At 63.1% G+C, this 18,331-nt stretch carries 18 protein-coding genes; 9 read left to right on the top strand and 9 right to left on the bottom strand.

Annotation, left to right across the window (positions count from 1 at the left end; translation table 11 throughout):
* Window positions 1-37 precede the first annotated feature (37 nt).
* Window positions 38-1,099 carry a type VI secretion system protein TssA gene (gene tssA, locus VSR72_RS24480; RefSeq protein WP_342954923.1) on the bottom strand — a complete coding sequence of 354 codons (1,062 nt, stop codon included), beginning with the start codon at window positions 1,097-1,099 and terminating at the stop codon, window positions 38-40.
* A gap of 82 nt (window positions 1,100-1,181) precedes the next feature.
* Complete coding sequence (locus tag VSR72_RS24475; RefSeq protein WP_342954922.1) at window positions 1,182-1,685, bottom strand: DUF3455 domain-containing protein; 504 nt, start codon at window positions 1,683-1,685, stop codon at window positions 1,182-1,184.
* A gap of 170 nt (window positions 1,686-1,855) precedes the next feature.
* Here VSR72_RS24475 and VSR72_RS24470 point away from each other — a divergent pair, with 170 nt between their 5' ends.
* Both VSR72_RS24470 and VSR72_RS24465 read left to right on the top strand, forming a co-directional pair.
* A complete protein-coding gene (locus VSR72_RS24470) occupies window positions 1,856-2,554 on the top strand; it encodes a hypothetical protein (RefSeq protein ID WP_342954921.1) in 699 nt (232 codons plus the stop codon).
* A gap of 228 nt (window positions 2,555-2,782) precedes the next feature.
* Window positions 2,783-3,136 carry a BON domain-containing protein gene (locus VSR72_RS24465; RefSeq protein WP_342954920.1) on the top strand — a complete coding sequence of 118 codons (354 nt, stop codon included), beginning with the start codon at window positions 2,783-2,785 and terminating at the stop codon, window positions 3,134-3,136.
* A 99-nt stretch (window positions 3,137-3,235) separates the two neighbouring features.
* Here the strand turns inward: VSR72_RS24465 and VSR72_RS24460 are convergent, their stop codons facing one another.
* From VSR72_RS24460 to hpnJ, 4 genes are all read right to left on the bottom strand, one after another.
* Window positions 3,236-4,090: a YopT-type cysteine protease domain-containing protein gene (locus VSR72_RS24460; protein WP_342954919.1), complete on the bottom strand. Its 855-nt coding sequence runs from the start codon at window positions 4,088-4,090 to the stop codon at window positions 3,236-3,238.
* A gap of 78 nt (window positions 4,091-4,168) precedes the next feature.
* Entirely contained in the window at window positions 4,169-5,179 is a 1,011-nt protein-coding gene (locus VSR72_RS24455; protein WP_342954918.1) for a lysylphosphatidylglycerol synthase domain-containing protein, read from the bottom strand.
* 60 nt (window positions 5,180-5,239) lie between these two features.
* Window positions 5,240-6,415, bottom strand: a complete 1,176-nt coding sequence (hpnI, locus tag VSR72_RS24450; RefSeq protein ID WP_342955014.1) for a bacteriohopanetetrol glucosamine biosynthesis glycosyltransferase HpnI — start codon at window positions 6,413-6,415, stop codon at window positions 5,240-5,242.
* 89 nt (window positions 6,416-6,504) lie between these two features.
* The gene (hpnJ, locus tag VSR72_RS24445) at window positions 6,505-7,926 is read right to left on the bottom strand and encodes a hopanoid biosynthesis associated radical SAM protein HpnJ (protein WP_342954917.1); all 1,422 of its coding nucleotides are present in this window, start codon (window positions 7,924-7,926) and stop codon (window positions 6,505-6,507) included.
* Between the two features lie 701 nt (window positions 7,927-8,627).
* Between hpnJ and VSR72_RS24440 the strand changes: the two genes are divergently transcribed.
* A complete protein-coding gene (locus tag VSR72_RS24440) occupies window positions 8,628-9,818 on the top strand; it encodes a glycosyltransferase family 4 protein (RefSeq protein WP_342954916.1) in 1,191 nt (396 codons plus the stop codon).
* Between the two features lie 52 nt (window positions 9,819-9,870).
* Here the strand turns inward: VSR72_RS24440 and VSR72_RS24435 are convergent, their stop codons facing one another.
* The 3 genes from VSR72_RS24435 to VSR72_RS24425 all read right to left on the bottom strand — a co-directional run bounded on the left by VSR72_RS24435 (window position 9,871) and on the right by VSR72_RS24425 (window position 12,576).
* Window positions 9,871-10,872 carry a GNAT family N-acetyltransferase gene (locus tag VSR72_RS24435; RefSeq protein ID WP_342954915.1) on the bottom strand — a complete coding sequence of 334 codons (1,002 nt, stop codon included), beginning with the start codon at window positions 10,870-10,872 and terminating at the stop codon, window positions 9,871-9,873.
* A gap of 516 nt (window positions 10,873-11,388) precedes the next feature.
* On the bottom strand, window positions 11,389-12,252 hold the full coding sequence (locus tag VSR72_RS24430) for an IclR family transcriptional regulator (protein ID WP_342954914.1): 864 nt from the start codon (window positions 12,250-12,252) through the stop codon (window positions 11,389-11,391).
* 108 nt (window positions 12,253-12,360) lie between these two features.
* Entirely contained in the window at window positions 12,361-12,576 is a 216-nt protein-coding gene (locus VSR72_RS24425) for a hypothetical protein (protein ID WP_342954913.1), read from the bottom strand.
* Between VSR72_RS24425 and VSR72_RS24420 the strand changes: the two genes are divergently transcribed.
* Genes VSR72_RS24420 through VSR72_RS24395 form a run of 6 tightly spaced genes read left to right on the top strand, consistent with a single transcriptional unit; the run spans window position 12,575 to window position 18,319 of the window.
* On the top strand, window positions 12,575-13,666 hold the full coding sequence (locus VSR72_RS24420) for an ABC transporter ATP-binding protein (protein WP_342954912.1): 1,092 nt from the start codon (window positions 12,575-12,577) through the stop codon (window positions 13,664-13,666). The genes VSR72_RS24425 and VSR72_RS24420 overlap by 2 nt on opposite strands.
* 37 nt (window positions 13,667-13,703) lie before the next feature.
* On the top strand, window positions 13,704-14,564 hold the full coding sequence (locus tag VSR72_RS24415; protein ID WP_342955013.1) for an ABC transporter permease: 861 nt from the start codon (window positions 13,704-13,706) through the stop codon (window positions 14,562-14,564).
* Window positions 14,565-14,576: 12 nt separating this feature from the next.
* Window positions 14,577-15,371, top strand: a complete 795-nt coding sequence (locus VSR72_RS24410; RefSeq protein WP_342954911.1) for an ABC transporter permease — start codon at window positions 14,577-14,579, stop codon at window positions 15,369-15,371.
* Between the two features lie 47 nt (window positions 15,372-15,418).
* Window positions 15,419-15,757 carry a (2Fe-2S)-binding protein gene (locus VSR72_RS24405; protein WP_342954910.1) on the top strand — a complete coding sequence of 113 codons (339 nt, stop codon included), beginning with the start codon at window positions 15,419-15,421 and terminating at the stop codon, window positions 15,755-15,757.
* Window positions 15,754-17,190 carry an NAD(P)/FAD-dependent oxidoreductase gene (locus tag VSR72_RS24400; RefSeq protein ID WP_342954909.1) on the top strand — a complete coding sequence of 479 codons (1,437 nt, stop codon included), beginning with the start codon at window positions 15,754-15,756 and terminating at the stop codon, window positions 17,188-17,190. Before VSR72_RS24405 ends, VSR72_RS24400 begins: the two co-directional genes overlap by 4 nt.
* Entirely contained in the window at window positions 17,183-18,319 is a 1,137-nt protein-coding gene (locus VSR72_RS24395) for an FAD-binding oxidoreductase (protein WP_342954908.1), read from the top strand. The genes VSR72_RS24400 and VSR72_RS24395 overlap by 8 nt, the downstream gene beginning before the upstream one ends.
* Window positions 18,320-18,331: the final 12 nt, after the last annotated feature.

The following is an 18,331-nucleotide window of genomic DNA, read 5'->3' as shown; positions in this document are numbered from 1 at the left end:
GTTCTCCTGGTTGAATTGCGTTGCAGTGCGGCTTCGATCATTCCGCCGGCGTTTCGACGGCAGCCGTACCGACCACCTGGGTAAGTTGCGCGAGCCCTTCCGGCGCGAGGTCTATCAACAGATCGACAAAGGACTTGTCAACGAGGCTGCGTGCCCGTTCGAGCAGCAATGGCACCGGACTGGCGGGCTCGTGCAGTGCGTACCAGGCGCAGATGCGCTGCAGCGTGGCGGCCACGTCGGCGCGACTGCCGATCGCGTTGATGGGCGCATTCGGAGTTGCGTGGCCGGTGGCGGCGGCAGGCGCCGCGCATCCGTTCTCCTGAGCATGCAACAGGTGCGCTTCGTTCGCGTGCTCGCCCACGCCTGTGGCAAGCAGCGACGACGCGCGCTCCAGCAACGCCTTTAGCTGGGCGAAATCGAGCGATTGCGTTGCGCCTACGCGTTCGGCTAGCGTCGCTTCGATCGCGCGGACACTGCTGTAAGCGGCTTCGAACGTCTTCTTCGCGCGCAGCGCCGCTTCCGGCGACGCGGCAATCGACGCTTCGATCGCCGCGCTGCTCATCACCGTGTGACCTTCCGGCGCGACGGCTTCGCCATTCGCATACAGCCACTCACGCAGCGTGAGCGCGGAGCCGCCCTGCGGCAGCGGGCAATCCATGAGACCGGCGAGCACGCCGCCGGCATCCGTCCACGCCGCCAGCGCGTTGATGCGCGCAGTCGCGTCGTCCCCGTCGCTGGCGTCGAGTTGCGGGTGCACGTGCTCCCAGTGGCGTTCCAGCAGTGCGGCGGTCAGGACCAGGCCATCAACGAAGCCACCGATGCCCTCGCGCACCCAGCGCGCCCGCGCCAGTTGCAGCACCACACGAAGGTCGCGCGTACGGGCCATCAACGCGGTGCCTAGTGCATCGGCGGCGTCCCAGTCGGGCGGCACCGCGGCCACGAGCGTGGCGCCATATTCGGCTTCCGGCCGTCCGCTGAGCGCTTCTTCGAGCTCGCGGAATTGCGCGTCGTACTCGAGGTCGGGGCCGCAGGGTGCTGCCTGCGTGAGGGGTTCGAGCCACGCGGTCCAGTCCTGATGTGCGATGAATTCGATGGTCATATCAGGTTGAATTTTTTTAATTCGTATTCCGTAATAACTGACGATGCATCTTTCCGTATAGACCGTTCAGAGATCTGTCTTACTACTTATAAAAGATGTAAGTCGCCATATAGGGCGAACTACCCGACTCGTGCTCGACTGTGCACGGCGCAGCCGGTTTTGCACCGCCAACCGTCCTGACCCGCTGCACGTAGCGCACGGACGCGAGCAGGCCCTGCGATCCGGTGGAGTGCGCATCGAGCAGAAGTTGCGGCACGCTGCCCTGTGTCTCGCTGGGCATCTGCGCGACGACTTTTCCCTCGATGCGGCTGCCGTCGCGCGCTTGCCACGAGGGGCCGGCCGAATGCTCGATTACCGCGGCGCCGTGCGCATCGTAAAGCGTTGCGCGCGGCTGCTGGAAGACCCAGCCGAGCGTGCGATCGGCACCGTACTCGCAGGCGTAGATCTGCACGCCCGCTGCGGTCGTGGTCAGAAACGGCTGCGCGCCCGGCAGATCGATCGATTCCGCTTGCGCAGACGATCCGCTCATCATCGAAATCAGCCCAGCCCCTATTGCAATGTGCTTCCCGCGTACGAGGTGGTTCATGGAGAAGCTCCTTTAGCCCATCGGGTCGATCCAGTTCGATCCGCTCTTCCACAACAGCCCGCCACGGAAAACTATTCCATTTGTTTTGCAGGTGGTCGCCGCGTATGGGCGGGAATATCTGAAAACGTCCGGCTGTTATGCCTGAATCAACAATTGCACAGAGGTAAGCCATGAAGGCACGCATGACGATTTCCAATCTTTCTGTGCCCGTGGAGCGCATCAAAACCAAGGGCGGCCCCTCTTCAACCGGCGCCGCAGGTCATGAATTCGATCTGGCGTTTCGCGTCGAGGTCAAGGCGCCCTTGCTCGGGAAGCTCATGGCCGATGACATCGAATGCCCTCGACTCGTGTGGAACGAGTGCATCGAATGGTTCAGGTTCAACGCCGCGACGCGGCAATGGGAATTCGCAGGCAAGATCGAGGGGAACCTGTTTGCGCGCAATCCGGCGTCGCAGACTTTCAAGCCGTGGCGCGAGTCGCGTTATACGATCGCGACCGATGTAACCAACCGCCCGCCCCCCGCACTCAGAGCCATGACGCGCGAGGAGGATGCAAAGAAGTGGATTGCGCGCCATGGCTTTAGCTGGAATATGCGCATCCATGACATTCCCCAGATGGGCGTTCTTGGCGGATCGGGTGGCGGCGGTGGCCAAAGCCTCCTCATCGGCGATACGCGCCGCCGCGTCATCTATTTCGATCTGGGCTTCGAGGGTCACCGGGAGCGAGCGCGGCTTGTGCAGATCCTGGAGACACAGAATGGGAAACTCACGATTCGCCACCTGATTCGTGGCGAAATCGAGAAAAAGACGGTGAATGAACTCTCGAACCTCGAACGTTGGCGCTTTCAGTTACGCACGAGTCACGATTAACGCTTGCGAGGGCTCCGCGTTTTCCGTATTGAATCGCCATGGCGTTGGACCTTCGCGCTCGCCGCGTGGATTTCATTTGTATCCCAATGTGTATAAGTCCCATTTTGATACGCAAGATTGCACAGGCCACTTCTTTCGACACATGCGCGATACGTCTCGCAGTTCTAATGCAAAGCACGGTCGCTTGACTGAACACGTTAGTCCAACCACAACGTCAAGAGGTGAATCATGAACCTTCGTAACAAGGCGCTCACGGGCGTATTCGCAGTGCTGCTTTCTTCTTCCGTTCTGGCGCAAACAGCGGCCCCGGCGGCTCCCACGAAGGAGCAGGTTCGTGCGCAAATGAAGGCTGACAAGGCGGCGAACAAGGCGTTTTCCAAGACTGTCTGGCAGGCCGTCTACAAGACGAAGGGTCTGGAGGACACGGACATCGCCGTGTTTTCCGAAGCGCGTACGGGCAAGGTCATTCTCGCCGGGATGATCATGGACGCCTCGCAGGAACAGATCGCACAGGACGCCGCTTCGAAAGTGCCTGGCGTTCAGTCGGTCACCAGCAAACTGACCGTGTACGAAGCGCACTGATATTGCGCGCGTGAATGCGTGTGGCCGCACGCGTCGGCATGGGGCGATTTTTCGTCTGGCGACGCGTGCGGGCGCTTGAACGCCATTCGCTTTCAGGTGTTAGCTTTTCGTGCGGTTGAAAACTGAATACCAGCGATCGCCATCTTTCGCTTTCCAGATTCGCGGGGTCGCATTCCCGTCTCCGTCGGTGTCATTGGTGTACACCTCGAGCCACGCCCTCATGAATGGCAGAGCGTACTTCGAATACGGACGAGATATCTCGTACACACCAGCGTTTGGGTCAAAAAAATACAGCGTCCCTCCCCGGCTTTTGTAAAACGCGACCGCATGCCCCGGGCCGCCGGCCTCTTGCTTCAAATCGAGCACGATGGCGTTGCCCTTGGGCAAGTTTTCCCCGGCCTCGGCGAGCATTTCATCGTCGGCGCGCACAGCTATGATTCGCTGCGCGGTGTAGCCGGTGCGAGCATTCTTCTCGGCAAACTGTTCCTGCCGCATTTTTTCCTTTGGCACATGCTTGCCCGGCACGAGCCCGAGATCGCTGACCAGATCGTCTCTGCTTTTGTACCGGTAATTCGCTTGCGTATGCGCGCCATCCAGCATGGTGTTTTCATTGCGCGGCCCGCTCTTCCTGCTGTGTGGTTGCCCTGGCTGCTTGCCCATTAATTTCCCGAGCAGGGAATGCGTGGGCGGAGAGATTCCTTGACGAATGCGAGTAAGGGGATTCAGGGGATTCGAAAACTGCTGCACGGTCGGATTGCGCAGGGGGCCTTCAACACGCCTCAGTCCGTTTGAGGTCGACAACTTTTCCTTCACCCAATTCAATACAACGCCCATGCATACCCCGTCCGCCATGTCTGCACGGTATCGCGCCCTGACCTGGGCATATGAGTCGCGCTGAACGAATTTATATTCCCGGTGAGCGTACCGGTTCAACGCACGGAAATCCCTTGCCATGTCGAAACCTTTGGGGTGTTTGCTGACAATCGAGCAATGTGAAGCGACCTGTATTCAATAACAGGTCACTTCCGGGAATTATTCCGTGCGGGCGCGCGCCGCCGTGCCTTCAGTCCTGCGTCGGGACGGCCATCCGTATTCGGCGGCCTGCCAGGCAAGCAGTCCTGGCAAATAGAACAGCAGATCGCGCACACGCCTGGCACCCGCGAGCGCGAGGCAAGTGGGTGCGTCGAAGCCGAGCAGCCCGCCTATCACGACGAAACCGCCCTCCTGCACGCCAAGGCCGGCAGGAACGAGAAAGGCGATGCTGCTCAGCATCTGGATCAGGGCTTCGATCACGAAGGCCTGCATGAAGGTCGCATCCGTGCCGAGCACGCGCAACGCAATCCAGATTTCGAGCGCGTAGCCGAGGCATTGCAGCGTCTGCCAGATGAGCACGTAGCGCACAATCACGCCGGTCTGGCGCCAGATCAGCTTGAGGGATAGATCGACGCGAGCGGACTTGCCCACGAGATCGACGACCTTGCCGCTCGTGATACGGTTGAGCGTGCGTGCCGCGCGCTCGAACGGCCGCGCGTGCTGCACGAGCGCGAAAAGCACGAGCAGTGGAATGAAGCCCGCGAGGCCCCATGCGAGGCGCCCCACGAACCGCGCCGTATCGGATGAGGAATGTTCGAGCAGATAACCGGCTGCGACCAGCGCAAAGAGCACCTGGCTGATCAGCGTGAGCTGCATGTCGGCAATGAGGCTCGCCACCGCCGTGGCGGGCCGTACGCCCGCGCGGCCAAGCAGGCGGAACGAAACGAGCTCTCCGCCCACGCGCGCAACGGGCAGGAGGCCGTTGATCGACTCGCGAATCCACACGAGCTTGAGCATCGCCGCGAACGACGGACGCTGCGCGGCGCGGATCAGGCTGCGCCAGTCCCATGCGTTTGCGCACATCGGAAAGATATGCACGATGGCCGCCAGCACGAGGCCCATGCCCGCGCCCCGCAACAGTTGCAGCACCGCTGCGGGGTGTTCTCGCCATACGAGCCACACGGCGATCGCAAGGCCGACCACGGCGGCGATACGTCCCATGTGCTTCATCTGCGGGTGCTCTCTAGTGGATGCTCCCGTCTCATTGTGCCCCCCAATCTACTGTAACGCTCAGGTCTCGTGGACTGGCGAAAGCATGCCATTCCTGTCGACGCGAAAGCGCGTGCCGCGCCAAACGACGCCAGACGAACAAAAGCTCGCGACATAGATCGCGAACTGGACCATTTCCCAAAGGGGTAAGCATAACAGTCCGTTGGACTTGTCGCCGGTCGCGCGATCGGTCCTCCAGATCAGCCACGCGCGCGCGCAGAGCGCCAGGGCGGCCAGAATCCACGCGGATGCAGCGCCGCCGGACAACGCCACGGCAAGCATGGCAAGCGCGAACGGATGCATCAGCACCGCGCCCAGATGACCCGAGCGGTCCGCCGCGCGCACGGTGCGGCTCCAGCGCAATTCGTGTGCAAAGAGCTGGGCGAAGGTATTTTCCACACAGGCGTGCCGCACGAGAATGGGCGGAATGGATACCTCCGCACCGGCGCGGCGCACGGCTTCGCCAATCGCGTGATCTTCGGCGAGGTGATGGGCGAATTGCGCAAGACCGCCAATGCGTTCGAGCATCTCACGCGTCATGGCGATGGACTGGCCGAAGCACGGCCGCGCGCGCCCGATTGCGAGCCCCGTGACGACGCCGGGCAGGAAATGATAGTTGGTCAAGGCCGACGCCACGCGAGGCCAGAATCCGGGCGCGCACAGGCCGCGATAAACCGCTGTCACCAGACCGACGCCGGGTTGCTGGAGCGCCCCGACCACCTGGCGCAAATAGTTCTTGTCGACGAGCACGTCGCTATCGGCAAAGCACAGCACGTCGTGCTCGGCCTTTTCAAGCATGTTCACGAGGTTCGCGATCTTGCGGTTGGGGCCATACAGGCGCGCATCGGCGACAACCGTGATGTGTGCTTCCGGGTAACGCACGCGTAGCCGTTCGATGGCGTTGAGCGCTTCATCACGCGCGTCGTGAACGCCAAACAGATACTGGACTTGTCCAGGATAGTCCTGCTCGAAGAAGCTCGCGAGGTGCTCCTCGAGGTGCCATTCGTCGCCGTGCAGCGGCTTGGCGAGTGTGATGGCCGGAAAATGCTGCGGCGCTGCCACCTCACGTGTGAAGAAACGGCCAACCAGTGCGCTGGCCGTGCAGGTATAGATAATGCCGAGCACTGCGCTTAGCCCGCTTAGCACCGCGAGCGAATCGAAGAGCACATGAGAGAATCCGGGCCATTGAGCGCGCATGACTTCAATTGCCGCCGAGGCGACAGCAAGCGCCGTCACGGCCATCGCGACGATGGCGCCCGTTCGCCCCATCGCGTGTGCGCGGTCCATCATGCCTCGTGCGCGCGCAGGAAGCGGAAGAACTCCACGCCTTCACGCAGACGCCGCTTCATCATGTCCCAGCTCGTGAGCATCTCGCGCACGATCTCCCAGATCTTCGACGGCCGGAAATAGAACTGGCGATAGAACTGCTCCAGGTGGTGATAGATCTCCTCGCGCGACAGGTGCTTGTAGCCGATCGCCGCGAGCTGCACCCCTTCCTTGCTCACCAGGTTGATGGTCTTGTTCTCTTCCATCCAGCCGTTTTCCACGGCCTGCTTGTAGAGCGTCGTGCCCGGATACGGCGCGGCCAGCGACACCTGAATCGTGTGCGGATTGATTTCCTTCGCGTACTCGATCGTCTTTTTGATCGTGTCCTGCGTCTCGCCAGGCAGCCCCAGAATGAAGGTGCCGTGAACCTTGATGCCCAGATTCTTGCAGTCGGCGCTGAAGCGGCGCGCGAAGTCCGTGCGCACGCCCTTCTTGATGTTCACGAGAATCTGGTCGTCGCCCGACTCGAAGCCCACCAGCAAGAGACGCAGGCCGTTTTCCTTCATGACCTTCAGCGTCTTGTACGGCACGTTCGCCTTCGCGTTGCACGACCACGTCATGCCGAGCTTGCCAAGGCCAATGGCGATCGCTTCGGCGCGCGGCAGGTCGTCGGTGAAGGTGTCGTCGTCGAACATGAGCTCCTTGACTTCCGGCATGTTCTCGCGGATCCACTTCGCTTCTTCCAGCACGTTCTCGACCGAGCGCGTGCGGTAGACGTGGCCGCTCACCGTCTGCGGCCACAGGCAGAACGTGCAGCGCGACTTGCAGCCCCGGCCCGTGTAGATCGACACGTACGGGTAATTCAAATAGCCGATGAAGTAATTCTCGATCTTCAGGTCGCGCTTGTAGATGGGCGCGACGAACGGCAGCGAGTCCATGTCCTCGAGCACCGGACGGCCCGGGTTGTGCTCGATCGAGCCGTCCTTGGCGCGCCACGAAATGCCCTTCACTTCGGACAAGGGCATGCCTTCGGCGATTTCCTTGCAGGTGAAGTCGAATTCTTCGCGGCAGACGAAATCGATTGCCTCGGACGCGGTCAGCGAATTGTGCGGATCGACCTGCACCTTCGCGCCCACGAGGCCAATGACGACTGACGGCTTGCGCTTCTTGAGGTCTTCGCAGAAGAGCGCGTCGGTCGGAAACGACGGCGTGCTCGTGTGGATGATGACGAGGTCGTATCCGGCTGCGATCTTCAGCGTCTCTTCAACGCTCATGCCGTCGGCGGGCGCGTCGAGCACGCGGCTGTCGGGCACGAGGGCCGCGGGCTGCGCAAGCCAGGTGGGATACCAGAACGAGCGGATCTCGCGCTTTGCCTGGTAGCGCGAGCCCGCGCCACCGTCGAAGCCGTCATACGACGGGGCCTGCAGAAACAGCGTTTTCATAGTCCTCGATTGTCCGCGCAGTATGGTGAAACCCGGTTTGCAACCTGCTGTGCTTCGTCAGCCTCCAACGCCGCGCAATTTCCTCAAAACGCATACAGCAAACATTCAATTGCCATTCTGGCCCGCATGTTTGTTATCGAATTGAAGGCCTAATCACTACAGGTCAACCCTAAGATATTAAGCTGAAATTCTGATGCTGACCTTAAGCGCTTTCCCTTCTTCCGACGTATTGCATACATGTGAATCTGCCAGTATGGCGCATTGATATGACAGTTTTCATCGCACAACGCTAATTGATGGCCGTTGTGATGACAATCGGTTACAAGCCAGGCGCAACCCGCCTTCCAACACCAGAAATACGCATCAATTCAGCTGAGCGACGCAAGTCGTATGCCAGTACTGGAGCGCGCCTTTCGTATTCCCTGGACGAATTAACCGGCAGTTTTTCATCTGCTTCGCATCGCCTCCGCCATATCGGACAACTTTTCGCTGATGGCCGACATTGCGTAAAAACGACTCACAATCGGGTTACGATGCTCTAAACGGCGCGACTGCGGGTCCCCGCCGCGAATGTGCGAGCGGTGTGGCGCAGCCAACGCTGCCTGACGGGTCGGCACGACTGTCCGGGATTTCATGCCGGCCTGGCACCGTCGCGGTGCGCAGCCTGCTCAACCAAGCGCCACCGTGAGCCGACATTGTCCATGCGCATCCTCTTCGTCATCGGCAACCTGGGCGACTATCACGTCCCTCGCTATGAGGCTCTCGTGAACGCGGCCTCCGGTCGCGGCCACCAGGTGGCGCTTCTCGAGGTCTTCGCGCGCTCCGGCGTCTACGGTTTCCCGCAGGAACGCCGCGCCGCCTTCTTCGCAAACCGCCCGCGAATGGCGGAAACGCTCGTCGAGAACGGCGCGGACAGCGACGGGCTCGGCGCGCGCGACACCGCGCGTCTCATCGCGAAGGTGCACAACTTCATGCCCGACGTGGTCATCACGCTCGGCTACAACACCGGCTATTCGGCCGTGCTCTGTTTCCTCAGACATCTCACGCGGCGCTTCAAGCTCATCTACATGTCGGACTCGAAGGCCGACGACGGGCTGCGCCAGCGCACCAAGGAGCGGCTCAAGCGCTTTATCGTGAGCCGCTTCGACGGCGCGCTCGTCGCGGGCGAAAAGCATCGCCGTTACGCGCAATCGCTTGGCATACCGAAGGAACGCTCGCGCATTGGTTTCGACGTGATCGACGTCGACTACTTTTCGGATCTCGCGCAGGCCGCGAGCGATAACCCCGAAGCCGTGCGGTCGCGCTTCGGGCTGCCGCAGCGTTACGTGCTATGCGTGAGCCGCTTCGTTGCCCGCAAGAACGTCGACGTACTGATCGACGCCTACCGGAAATCCGGCGTGTACAACGAAAATATCGGCCTCGTGCTGGTGGGTCAGGGGCCGCTCGAAGCGCAATTGCGCGCGCGCATCGCCTCGCTCGGCCTCACGCCGCATGTGACGATTCTCAACTCGCTCGCCAACCAGGAAATGCCGAATCTCTATGCGCTCGCCGAATTCGTCGTACTGGCGAGCGAATTCGATCAATGGGGCCTGTGCGTGAACGAAGCGTTCGCGGCCGGCTGCCCTGCCATCGTCACGCGCACGTGCGGCGTGGCGGGCGAAGTGGTTATCGACGGTGTGAACGGTTTCGTGGTCGAACCGCGCGACGTCTCGACGCTCGCGCAGCGTATCGGCGAGCTGGGCGGCAAGCCCGCGCTGCGCGAGCGCTTCGCCGCCGGCGCGCAGAGCACGATCCGGCGCTGGACGCCGTTGCTCTTTGCATCGAGCGCACTGGAGCTTGCCGAAGTCACGACCCGCAACGCAAACGACCCCGCGCAGCACGAGCTCGTCTAGCGCCGTTTAGCGCGAACCCCGGTTCACCACCTGGCGCCTTGTATGCCGCCGCTCAGAGATTGGGGGCGAACACGCGCCCCGGCGCGAATTTCCGCTTGAGCGTACGCATCAGCAGATAAACCGTGGCATGGCGCTCGACGCCCAGCCGTTGTGTGAGCGTCGCACCGAACCCATTGAGGAAGCTGAATGTCGACGGGCTCGAAAAACCGTCGAAGTCGAACGTGAGCTTGCGCTCAAGCGCCCGGCCAATGCCGGTCCACAGCAGCAGGCTGATCGAGCCGCTGTGCGCGTCCTGCGCCCGCGACGAGAGCAGGTAATACATCGCCTGATGGTCCCAAACGAGACCGACCGCCGCCACGAGCTGCCCACCCTTCCCATAGGCGCCGAGCAGCATCCCGGCCTTGCGCTCGACGAACGCGTTGACGAGGTCGCGCATGACTTCGTCTCCATAGGCATTGGTACGCGATCGTGCCGCGAGATTCGCTTCGTAGAACGCAATAAACTCGTCGGGCGTGAGTTCCGGCACGACAGTCAGTTCACGCGATGCGCTGCGGATCACGTTGCGCGTCTTGCTGTTCAAACGTATCCATGCTTCGTCGAGCGTGGTGTTCCGGTCGATGCGGAAGGTGTAGCGCGCCGACACCGTAAAGCCATGCAGCGCGAACGCAAGCGCGTCGTCAATGCGCGGGTCGAGCACCTGGAAAAAACTGTCGCACTCGGGCAACTGCTCGATCAGCTTTCCAGTGACGTCGAGTTCATGATGCAGTTGGCGGGCCTCGCTGCCCGTCACGGACTTGATGACCGGGCCGAGCGTGCGCGTGAGAGGCGGCAGATGCGAGACACGCCACAGGCGCGTGCGCTGCATCGCGTACGGCATCTCGCCGATGACTTCGTCGTTCTGCTTCACCACCGCAAGCTTCCAGTTGCCTTGCGTGGCGATATCGAGCCACCAGCGCTCGTGAAAGATCGAAGGCGCCGCGCGTACCGGCACCGGCGCAACAGTCGCTGCCGGTGCCTCGAGAACGGGCAACGTCCGGTCGTTTATGGTCGTCATCGATCACCGATATATTCTGACTGCAAGCGCCGCGGGTCGCACATGCGCCCCACCCTCCCCCGGCGCCCACGCTCCTCAATGACTGCGAGTCGGCATGGCAACGGCGTGTACTCAATGTGACAGTTCACGTGGCAGGCAGTCTTATCCCTCCCAGGTCTTGCGAGACTGCGCGCAAGACGGCGCTTCGAGCGCTTCTGTTTTCTTTTCCTGGTTCACCTGCTCGCGCAGCGACGGACTGCAACACTCCCTCGCGGCGAACTGCCCTTCGCACACCGCCTTCAGTCTACGAATAGCACCCTGCCGGTTTACGCCAAAACCAAGCCGTATGCGGTTGGGTTATCTCCCTGGTAGATTTTTGTCCGACCATACTGCTCGGTTTTGCATTGCAGCATCGTCTCAATCTGCAGACGGAATCTACAGGACCGTCCACGCGCCGAACGCATAACGAGAACGATTCGCGATTAGCTGATTTAGTTAGGAATCCATTTGATCTGAGCAATCGCGACCCGTCATGGCTCAAGCCAATGGTTGCGTCGTCATCGCTCGCGTAAGCCCGTGCATGGGGCGGCGCACCGCCACGTCGAACGGGTTCGTTTGCGGCCCGATGACCTCGGCCTGCCGCTTGAGCAGTTCGACGATGGTGGGCAACCGGTCTTCAGTGAAACGAGCAGCCAGCGTGCCCACGCTCAGTGCGCCCACAGCGCAACCGTTCTGGTCCAGAATCGGCACGGCCACCCCCGCCATGCCTTCGAGCACGCCGGTATTGCGCCCCGCGTAGCCGAGCTTGCGCACGCGTTCGATCTCCGTGCGCAGATACACCTCGTCCAGCACGCCGTAACTGCGCAAGCGAGGCACGTTGAAACGAATGATTTCTTCGCGCTCGGCCTCGGGCTGGAACGCGAGAATGGCAAGGCTGCCCTGGCCCACGCCCAGCGCCACGCGCCCGCCGATATCGCCCGTGAACGAGCGGATCGGGAACGGCCCTTCGCACATATCGAGGCAAACCGCGTCGAAGCTGCTTTTCACGAGCAGGAAAATCGTGTCGCCAAGGCTCGCACACAGACGCAGCAACGCGGGACGGCACAGCGTGCGCATGCCGCTGGGATTGCCCGCCTGCGCCGCGAGCGCAAAAAAATCCACGCTCAGCCGGTAACGTTTGGTGCCTTCGTCCTGCTCGACCACGCCCTCGGCGATCAGCCCTTGAAGCAGCCGGTGCACGGTGGCCTGAGTCAGCCCCACTGCCTTGGCGAGCGCGGTCACGCGACTGCCCTCCGCCTGGCTTACGCCCAGTGCGCGGATCACCGCGAAGGCGCGCTGCAACACGCCCGCGCCGCGCGCGTCGTCGGCCGGCGTTCCACTTTTCTCGTCCACTGCCGTCATATCGACCTCAATTTATTCCACTCAGCGGAATATCCGCGCAATGGTTGTACGAATTCGCGTGCGGCTCGAACTGCTGCGGCGCCACACGTCGCCCTGCTTGTGGCGGGATCATTCAGGGATATCCCGAAGTTCACGCGATGAAATAATCAACAGGTCACTGCGCCTCCACATTCCATCAAACGGAATATAAGCCAGATTTCTATCGCTTGATGGAATTTTAAATTGACGACCAAAAATTTGGCTAGCTACAGTCGGTTCAACGCCATGCGCCGCCATCCACTCAGCGAGCGCCGGCGCAACCCAAGCACTGGAAGACCACACCATGTCGTTCCTCACCCTGACCGATGTATCGAAATCGTTCGGCGACCTTCAGGCGGTCACCGGCGTCAATTTGTCGGTGGAAAAAGGCGAATTCGTCTCGCTGCTCGGCCCCTCGGGCTGCGGGAAAACCACGACGCTGCAGATGATCGCCGGCTTCGTGGAAACCACGCGCGGGCGCATCGCGCTCGACGGGCGCGACATCACGCACATGCCGCCGAACAAGCGCGGCCTCGGCATCGTGTTCCAGAGCTATGCGCTCTTTCCTCACATGAGCGTGGAGCAGAACGTGAGCTTCGGGCTCGAAATGCGCGGCGTGGACAAAACCGAGCGCCGCGACCGCATTCGCGAGGCGCTCGCGCTCGTGCGCCTCGACGCCTACGCGCACCGCTTCCCGCGCGAGCTTTCGGGCGGCCAACGCCAGCGCGTAGCAATCGCGCGCGCCATCGTGATCGCACCGCCCGTGCTGCTGCTCGACGAGCCGATGTCCAATCTCGACGCCAAGCTGCGCGAAGACATGCAGTTCGAATTGCGCGCCATTCAGCGCAAGATCGGCACGACCACGCTGATGGTCACGCACGATCAGTCGGAAGCGCTCTCGATCAGCGACCGCGTGGTCGTGATGGAAAGCGGCCGCATCACGCAGGTCGACACGCCTTATCGCGCGTATGAGCGGCCCGAGAACGACTTCGTCTCGCAGTTCATCGGCAAGGCCAACATGCTCGCGGGCCGCATCGTCGCGCGCGAGGGCGACACGATCCGCGTGGACCTCGGCAACGATCTCGCGGAAACGGGCTCGACCGCGCAACTGCCTGAGCGCGGGCGCTCGGTTGGCGTGGGCGACGCCATTACGCTTTGCATTCGGCCCGAAAAGCTCAAGTTGTGCGCGCATGGCTCAGGCCGTCTTGCTGGGCGCGTGACGAGCCGCTTCTTTCTCGGCAGCCAGTGGCTCTACCGCCTGGACAGCCGCGCAGGAGAGATGCTGGTGTGCTGCCAGAACGAGGGCAAGGAACCGCTTGCCGAAGGCGAGCAGGTGGGCATCGACTGGCATAGCGACGCGATCCGCTTCATTCATCAGGAGGGCGCCCGTGTCTAGCACGCTTCCCGCTTCTCAACGCGCGCCGCGCGCCGCGATGCGCGCGGGCTGGCAGGCATACATGCCGCTGTGGCTCATGAGCGCGCCCGCGCTGCTGCTGTTCGCCGCGCTCGTGCTCGTGCCGCTCGCCATGACCTTCGCGCTCACGTTCTACCGCTTCGATCCGATGAGCGGCCCCATCGCCGCATTCGATCTGCACAACTACGCAGAGGTGCTGGGTTCGTCGTACTTTCACACGATCTTTTTGCGCACCTTCGGCATTGCCGCGCTCACCACGCTGCTGTGCGTCGTGATCGGCACGCCCGAGGCGTACATCCTCTCGCGCATGCGCGACCCGTGGCGCTCGCTCTTCCTGCTCGTGATCCTCGCGCCGCTGCTGGTTTCGGTCGTGGTGCGCGCGTTCGGCTGGAGCATGCTGCTCAACACGAACGGTCTCGTGAACCAGTTCTTCGGCCTGTTCGGCGCGGGCCCCTTCAAGCTCGAATACACGACCTTCGCCATCGTCATCGCGCTCGTGCATGTGATGCTGCCGTTCATGGTGATTCCCGTTTGGACCGCGCTGCAAAGGCTCGATCCGCAAACCGAGAATGCGGCGCTTTCGCTGATGGCGTCGCCCTTCACCACCATGCGCCGTATCGTGCTGCCGCAACTCATGCCCGGCATTCTCTCGGGCAGCCTGATGGTGTTCGGCCTCTCGGCAAGCGCCTTTGCGATTCCTGGCCTGCTGGGCGGCCGGCGCCTCAAAGTGGCCGCTACCGCCGTGTACGACCAGTTCCTCAGCTCGATGAACTGGCCGCTCGGCGCGACCATCGCCGTGCTGCTGCTCGTCGCCAATCTCGTGGTGATGCTCACCTACTACCGCGTGCTCGAACGGCGCTACGCGCGCAGCATGGGCTAAGGACACAACATCATGCGCAAAAACGGACCGCTCGCCCTCACGTTCCACAGTTTCGTCATTCTGTTCGTGCTGGCGCCGCTCGTCATCGTCGTTCTCGTGGCCTTCACGCCCGACGAAACCTTGACGCTTCCCACACACGGCTTCTCGCTGCGCTGGTTCCGCGCGATTCTCGACTACCCCGACTTCATCACCGCGTTCTTCAATAGCTTGAAGCTCGCATTCGCCTCGGCCACGCTCTCGCTCGTCATCGCGTTGCCCGCGGGTCTGGCGATTGGACGCGCACGTTTTCCGGGCCGCGGCTTTCTCAACGCGCTGCTGCTGTCGCCGCTCGTGATTCCGGGGCTCGTGCTGGGCATCGCGCTGCTGCGCTTCTTCGCGCTGATCGGCGCGACCGGCTCGTTCGCGTGGCTGATCCTCGCGCACATGATCATCATCACGCCGTTCGTCATGCGGCTCGTGCTCGCCTCAGTGAGCGGTCTCGACCGCAGCATCGAGCATGCGGCCGCGTCGCTCGGCGCGAATGCGTGGACCACCTTCCGCCGCGTCACGCTGCCGATGATCGTGCCCGGCATCACGGGGGGCTGGCTGCTCGCGTTCATCAACAGCTTCGATGAACTGACGATGTCGATCTTCGTGACCTCGCCGCAAACCGTCACGCTGCCCGTGCGCATGTACATGTACGCGACCGAGTCGATCGACCCGATGATGGCCTCCGTTTCCGCGCTCGTCATTTTCATCACGGCCGGTGCGATGTTCCTGCTCGACCGCGTGTACGGGCTCAACCGCATTCTGATCGGGCAGCATTGAACGCCGCCCGCCTCTTTCGATTCCTGCTGCCGCGCCACTGAACTTCCATGAGCACCGTCACGCCGCTTCCCCTTGCCCAGTTCGTCCGCGTTGCCGAGACCGCGCGCGCGAGCGTTTCCTTCGTTTTAGACGGCGTCGAAGTCAAGGCGCTCGCGGGCGATACGCTTCTTACCGCGATCCTCACGCACCAGCGGCACGTGCGCACGAGCGAGTTCAGCACGGAACCTCGCGCTGGCTTCTGCCTGATTGGCGCTTGTCAGGACTGCTGGGTACGCAGCGAGGACGGCACGCGCCTGCGCGCCTGCTCCACGCCGCTGCGAGAAGGCATGCGCGTGCTGACGCGGATTAGTTCGGATGTCGAAATTATTGACGGAGGTGCGCAATGAGTGCGAACAAGCCTCCTCGCATTGTCATCGTCGGCGCGGGACCGGCCGGCATTCGCGCCGCACAAACGCTCGTGGCCGCGGGACTGCGCCCCACCGTGATCGACGAAAACGCGCGCTGGGGCGGCCAGATCTATCGCCAGCCTGCTGCCGGCGCGGGCTTCTCGCGTACGAAGGCCGCGCTCTACGGCTTCGAGGCGAAGAAGGCCGATGCAGTGCATAGCGCCATGGCCGAACTGCTCCCGAAGATCGACTATCGGCCTGACACGCTGGCCTGGTCGTGCGAGCCAGGGCGGCTCGATACCTTGCGCGAGGGCCGCGAAGCGAGCGTACCGTGGTCGCATCTGATCATCGCGAGCGGCGCGACAGACCGCATCGTGCCGCTGCCCGGCTGGACGCTGCCAGGCGTGTATACGCTCGGCGGCGCGCAGGTCGCGCTGAAGGCGCAGGGCTGCGCCATTGGGCAACGCACCGTGTTCGCCGGCACCGGGCCGCTGCTCTACCTCGTCGCCTACCAATATGCGAAAGCGGGCGCGCAGGTCGCTGCCGTGCTCGACACGAGCCCGTTCGCGCGCCAGGCCGCCGCCGTGCCGAAGCTGCTCAACCAGCCGGGTACTTTCGCCAAGGGCGTTTATTACGTCACGTGGCTCAAAGCGCATGGCGTGCGCATAGAGCATGGCGTTTCGCTCGAAGCCATCGAAGGCGACGAGGCTGTGCAATACATCCGCTGGCACTCAAACGACGGCAAGGAGCACGCACTCGCCTGCGATGCCGTCGGGCTCGGCTACGGTCTGCGGCCCGAAACCCAGCTCGCCGATCTCGCGGGCTGCCGCTTCGCCTTCGACGCCCTCAACCGCTGCTGGCTGCCCGAACGCGATGCGGCGGGCCGCAGTTCCGTGGCGGGCGTCTACCTCGCCGGCGACGGCGCGGGCATTGCAGGCGCCGATGCCGCCGAACTTGCGGGCCGCCGCGCAGCACTTGCCGTACTCGAAGACATGGGCACTAAAGCGCCGCTGCACGATACGAATTTGCCTGATGCGGCGACGCTCGAAAAGCGCCTCGCGCGCATTACGCGCTTTCGCGTGGGCATCGAACAAGCGTTCGCCCCACCGGCGAACTGCGCAGCCAACTGGCCCGACGATCTGACCGTCTGCCGCTGCGAGGAAGTCGATGCGGGCACGCTGCGTAGTTGCATCCGCAACGGGTTCGCCACCGAGGTCAACCGCCTGAAAGCGCTCACGCGCATCGGCATGGGGCGCTGCCAGGGGCGCATGTGCGGAGAATCCGCGATGGCGCTGCTGAGCGCCGAAACCGGCAAGCCACTGCACGAAGTGGGCCGCTTGCGCAGCCAGGCGCCCATCAAGCCGATTCCCATTTCGCCGATGCTGTTCGACGACGGCGTGCAGGTCATCGAGGAGGAAGCCCACGATGAGTGACACGCGCCACTTCCAGGTTGTGATTGCGGGCGGCGGGCTCGTCGGCGCATCGGCGGCGCTCGCGCTCGCGCGCAAGGGCGTGAGCGTCGGCTTGTTCGAGCGGCGCTTTTGCGGCGCGCAGGCAAGCGGCGTGAATTATGGCGGCGTGCGCACGCATGGCCGCAGCGCCGAGCAACTGCCGCTCGCGGTGCGCGCCCGGCGCGTGTGGAGCCGCTTGCCCGAACTGATCGGCATCGACGGCGAATTCGTCGTTTCGGGGCACTTGCGCCTCGCGCGCCGCGACAGCGACCTCGAGGCCCTGCATGCGTGGGCCGCTATGGCGCGCGATTTCGACGTGGAATCGCAGGTCATGAGCGGTGAAGCATTTCGCCGCCGCTACCCGTGGCTCGGTAAGGCCGCCATTGGCGGTGCGCTCTGCGCGAGCGACGGCCATGCGAATCCGCGTCTCGTCTCGCCGGGCTTCGCGGCAGCGGCGCGCCGCGCCGGCGCGCACGTGCAGGAGCAGACCGCGCTCAGCGACCTGAGCTTCGACGGGAGGCGTTTCCAGATGCGCGCGGGCAACGAGCGCATCAGCGCCGACTGGCTCATCAACTCGTCGGGCGCCTGGGCCAATACCGTGGCGGGCGCGTTCGGCGAAACCGTGCCGATGAAGCCGATCTACCCGAACATGTGGGTGACCGAACCGCTGCCGCGCTTCATCCAGCACAACCTGGGCGTGTATGGCGGCGGCGTGTACGCGCGCCAGGTGGAGCGCGGCAACTGCGTGATCGGCGGCGGGCGCGGGCACGGCGACGGCGAATACGCGCAGCCCTCCACCGCCACCACGCGCGCCGTCATGCGCGACGCCTGCGCGCTGCTGCCCGGCTTGCGCGACGCGCTGCTCATCCGCACCTGGAGCGGCGTGGAAGGCGAAACGCCGGACAACAACCCCATCATCGGTTTCAGCAACACCACGCCGCGCCTGCTGCACGCCTTCGGCTTTTCCGGCGGCGGCTTTTTGCTCGCGCCAGGCGTTGGCGAAGTCCTCGCCGAACTCGTCACGCAAGGCGCGACGAGCACGCCCATCGAAGCGTTCGCTATCGGCCGCTTCGCGCAGTCTTCCGTTCATGACGCTCTCCCAATCAAATAAGGAGTCCCAACG

This window comes from Paraburkholderia sp. JHI869, from assembly GCF_038900775.1.
Classification (GTDB): Bacteria; Pseudomonadota; Gammaproteobacteria; order Burkholderiales; family Burkholderiaceae; genus Paraburkholderia.
This window is presented reverse-complemented; position numbering and strand designations above follow the sequence as displayed.

Coding starts and splice junctions, on each gene's coding strand:
- VSR72_RS24475 (WP_342954922.1), bottom strand. CDS start 1,685: ATGAACCACCTCGTACGCGGGAAGCACATTGCAATAGGGGCTGGGCTG.
- hpnI (WP_342955014.1), bottom strand. CDS start 6,415: ATGCGCGCTCAATGGCCCGGATTCTCTCATGTGCTCTTCGATTCGCTC.
- VSR72_RS24470 (WP_342954921.1), top strand. CDS start 1,856: ATGAAGGCACGCATGACGATTTCCAATCTTTCTGTGCCCGTGGAGCGC.
- VSR72_RS24430 (WP_342954914.1), bottom strand. CDS start 12,252: ATGACGGCAGTGGACGAGAAAAGTGGAACGCCGGCCGACGACGCGCGC.
- VSR72_RS24405 (WP_342954910.1), top strand. CDS start 15,419: ATGAGCACCGTCACGCCGCTTCCCCTTGCCCAGTTCGTCCGCGTTGCC.
- VSR72_RS24440 (WP_342954916.1), top strand. CDS start 8,628: ATGCGCATCCTCTTCGTCATCGGCAACCTGGGCGACTATCACGTCCCT.
- VSR72_RS24435 (WP_342954915.1), bottom strand. CDS start 10,872: ATGACGACCATAAACGACCGGACGTTGCCCGTTCTCGAGGCACCGGCA.
- hpnJ (WP_342954917.1), bottom strand. CDS start 7,926: ATGAAAACGCTGTTTCTGCAGGCCCCGTCGTATGACGGCTTCGACGGT.
- VSR72_RS24460 (WP_342954919.1), bottom strand. CDS start 4,090: ATGGCAAGGGATTTCCGTGCGTTGAACCGGTACGCTCACCGGGAATAT.
- VSR72_RS24420 (WP_342954912.1), top strand. CDS start 12,575: ATGTCGTTCCTCACCCTGACCGATGTATCGAAATCGTTCGGCGACCTT.
- VSR72_RS24400 (WP_342954909.1), top strand. CDS start 15,754: ATGAGTGCGAACAAGCCTCCTCGCATTGTCATCGTCGGCGCGGGACCG.
- VSR72_RS24465 (WP_342954920.1), top strand. CDS start 2,783: ATGAACCTTCGTAACAAGGCGCTCACGGGCGTATTCGCAGTGCTGCTT.
- VSR72_RS24455 (WP_342954918.1), bottom strand. CDS start 5,179: ATGAAGCACATGGGACGTATCGCCGCCGTGGTCGGCCTTGCGATCGCC.
- VSR72_RS24395 (WP_342954908.1), top strand. CDS start 17,183: ATGAGTGACACGCGCCACTTCCAGGTTGTGATTGCGGGCGGCGGGCTC.
- VSR72_RS24415 (WP_342955013.1), top strand. CDS start 13,704: ATGCGCGCGGGCTGGCAGGCATACATGCCGCTGTGGCTCATGAGCGCG.
- VSR72_RS24425 (WP_342954913.1), bottom strand. CDS start 12,576: ATGGTGTGGTCTTCCAGTGCTTGGGTTGCGCCGGCGCTCGCTGAGTGG.
- VSR72_RS24410 (WP_342954911.1), top strand. CDS start 14,577: ATGCGCAAAAACGGACCGCTCGCCCTCACGTTCCACAGTTTCGTCATT.
- tssA (WP_342954923.1), bottom strand. CDS start 1,099: ATGACCATCGAATTCATCGCACATCAGGACTGGACCGCGTGGCTCGAA.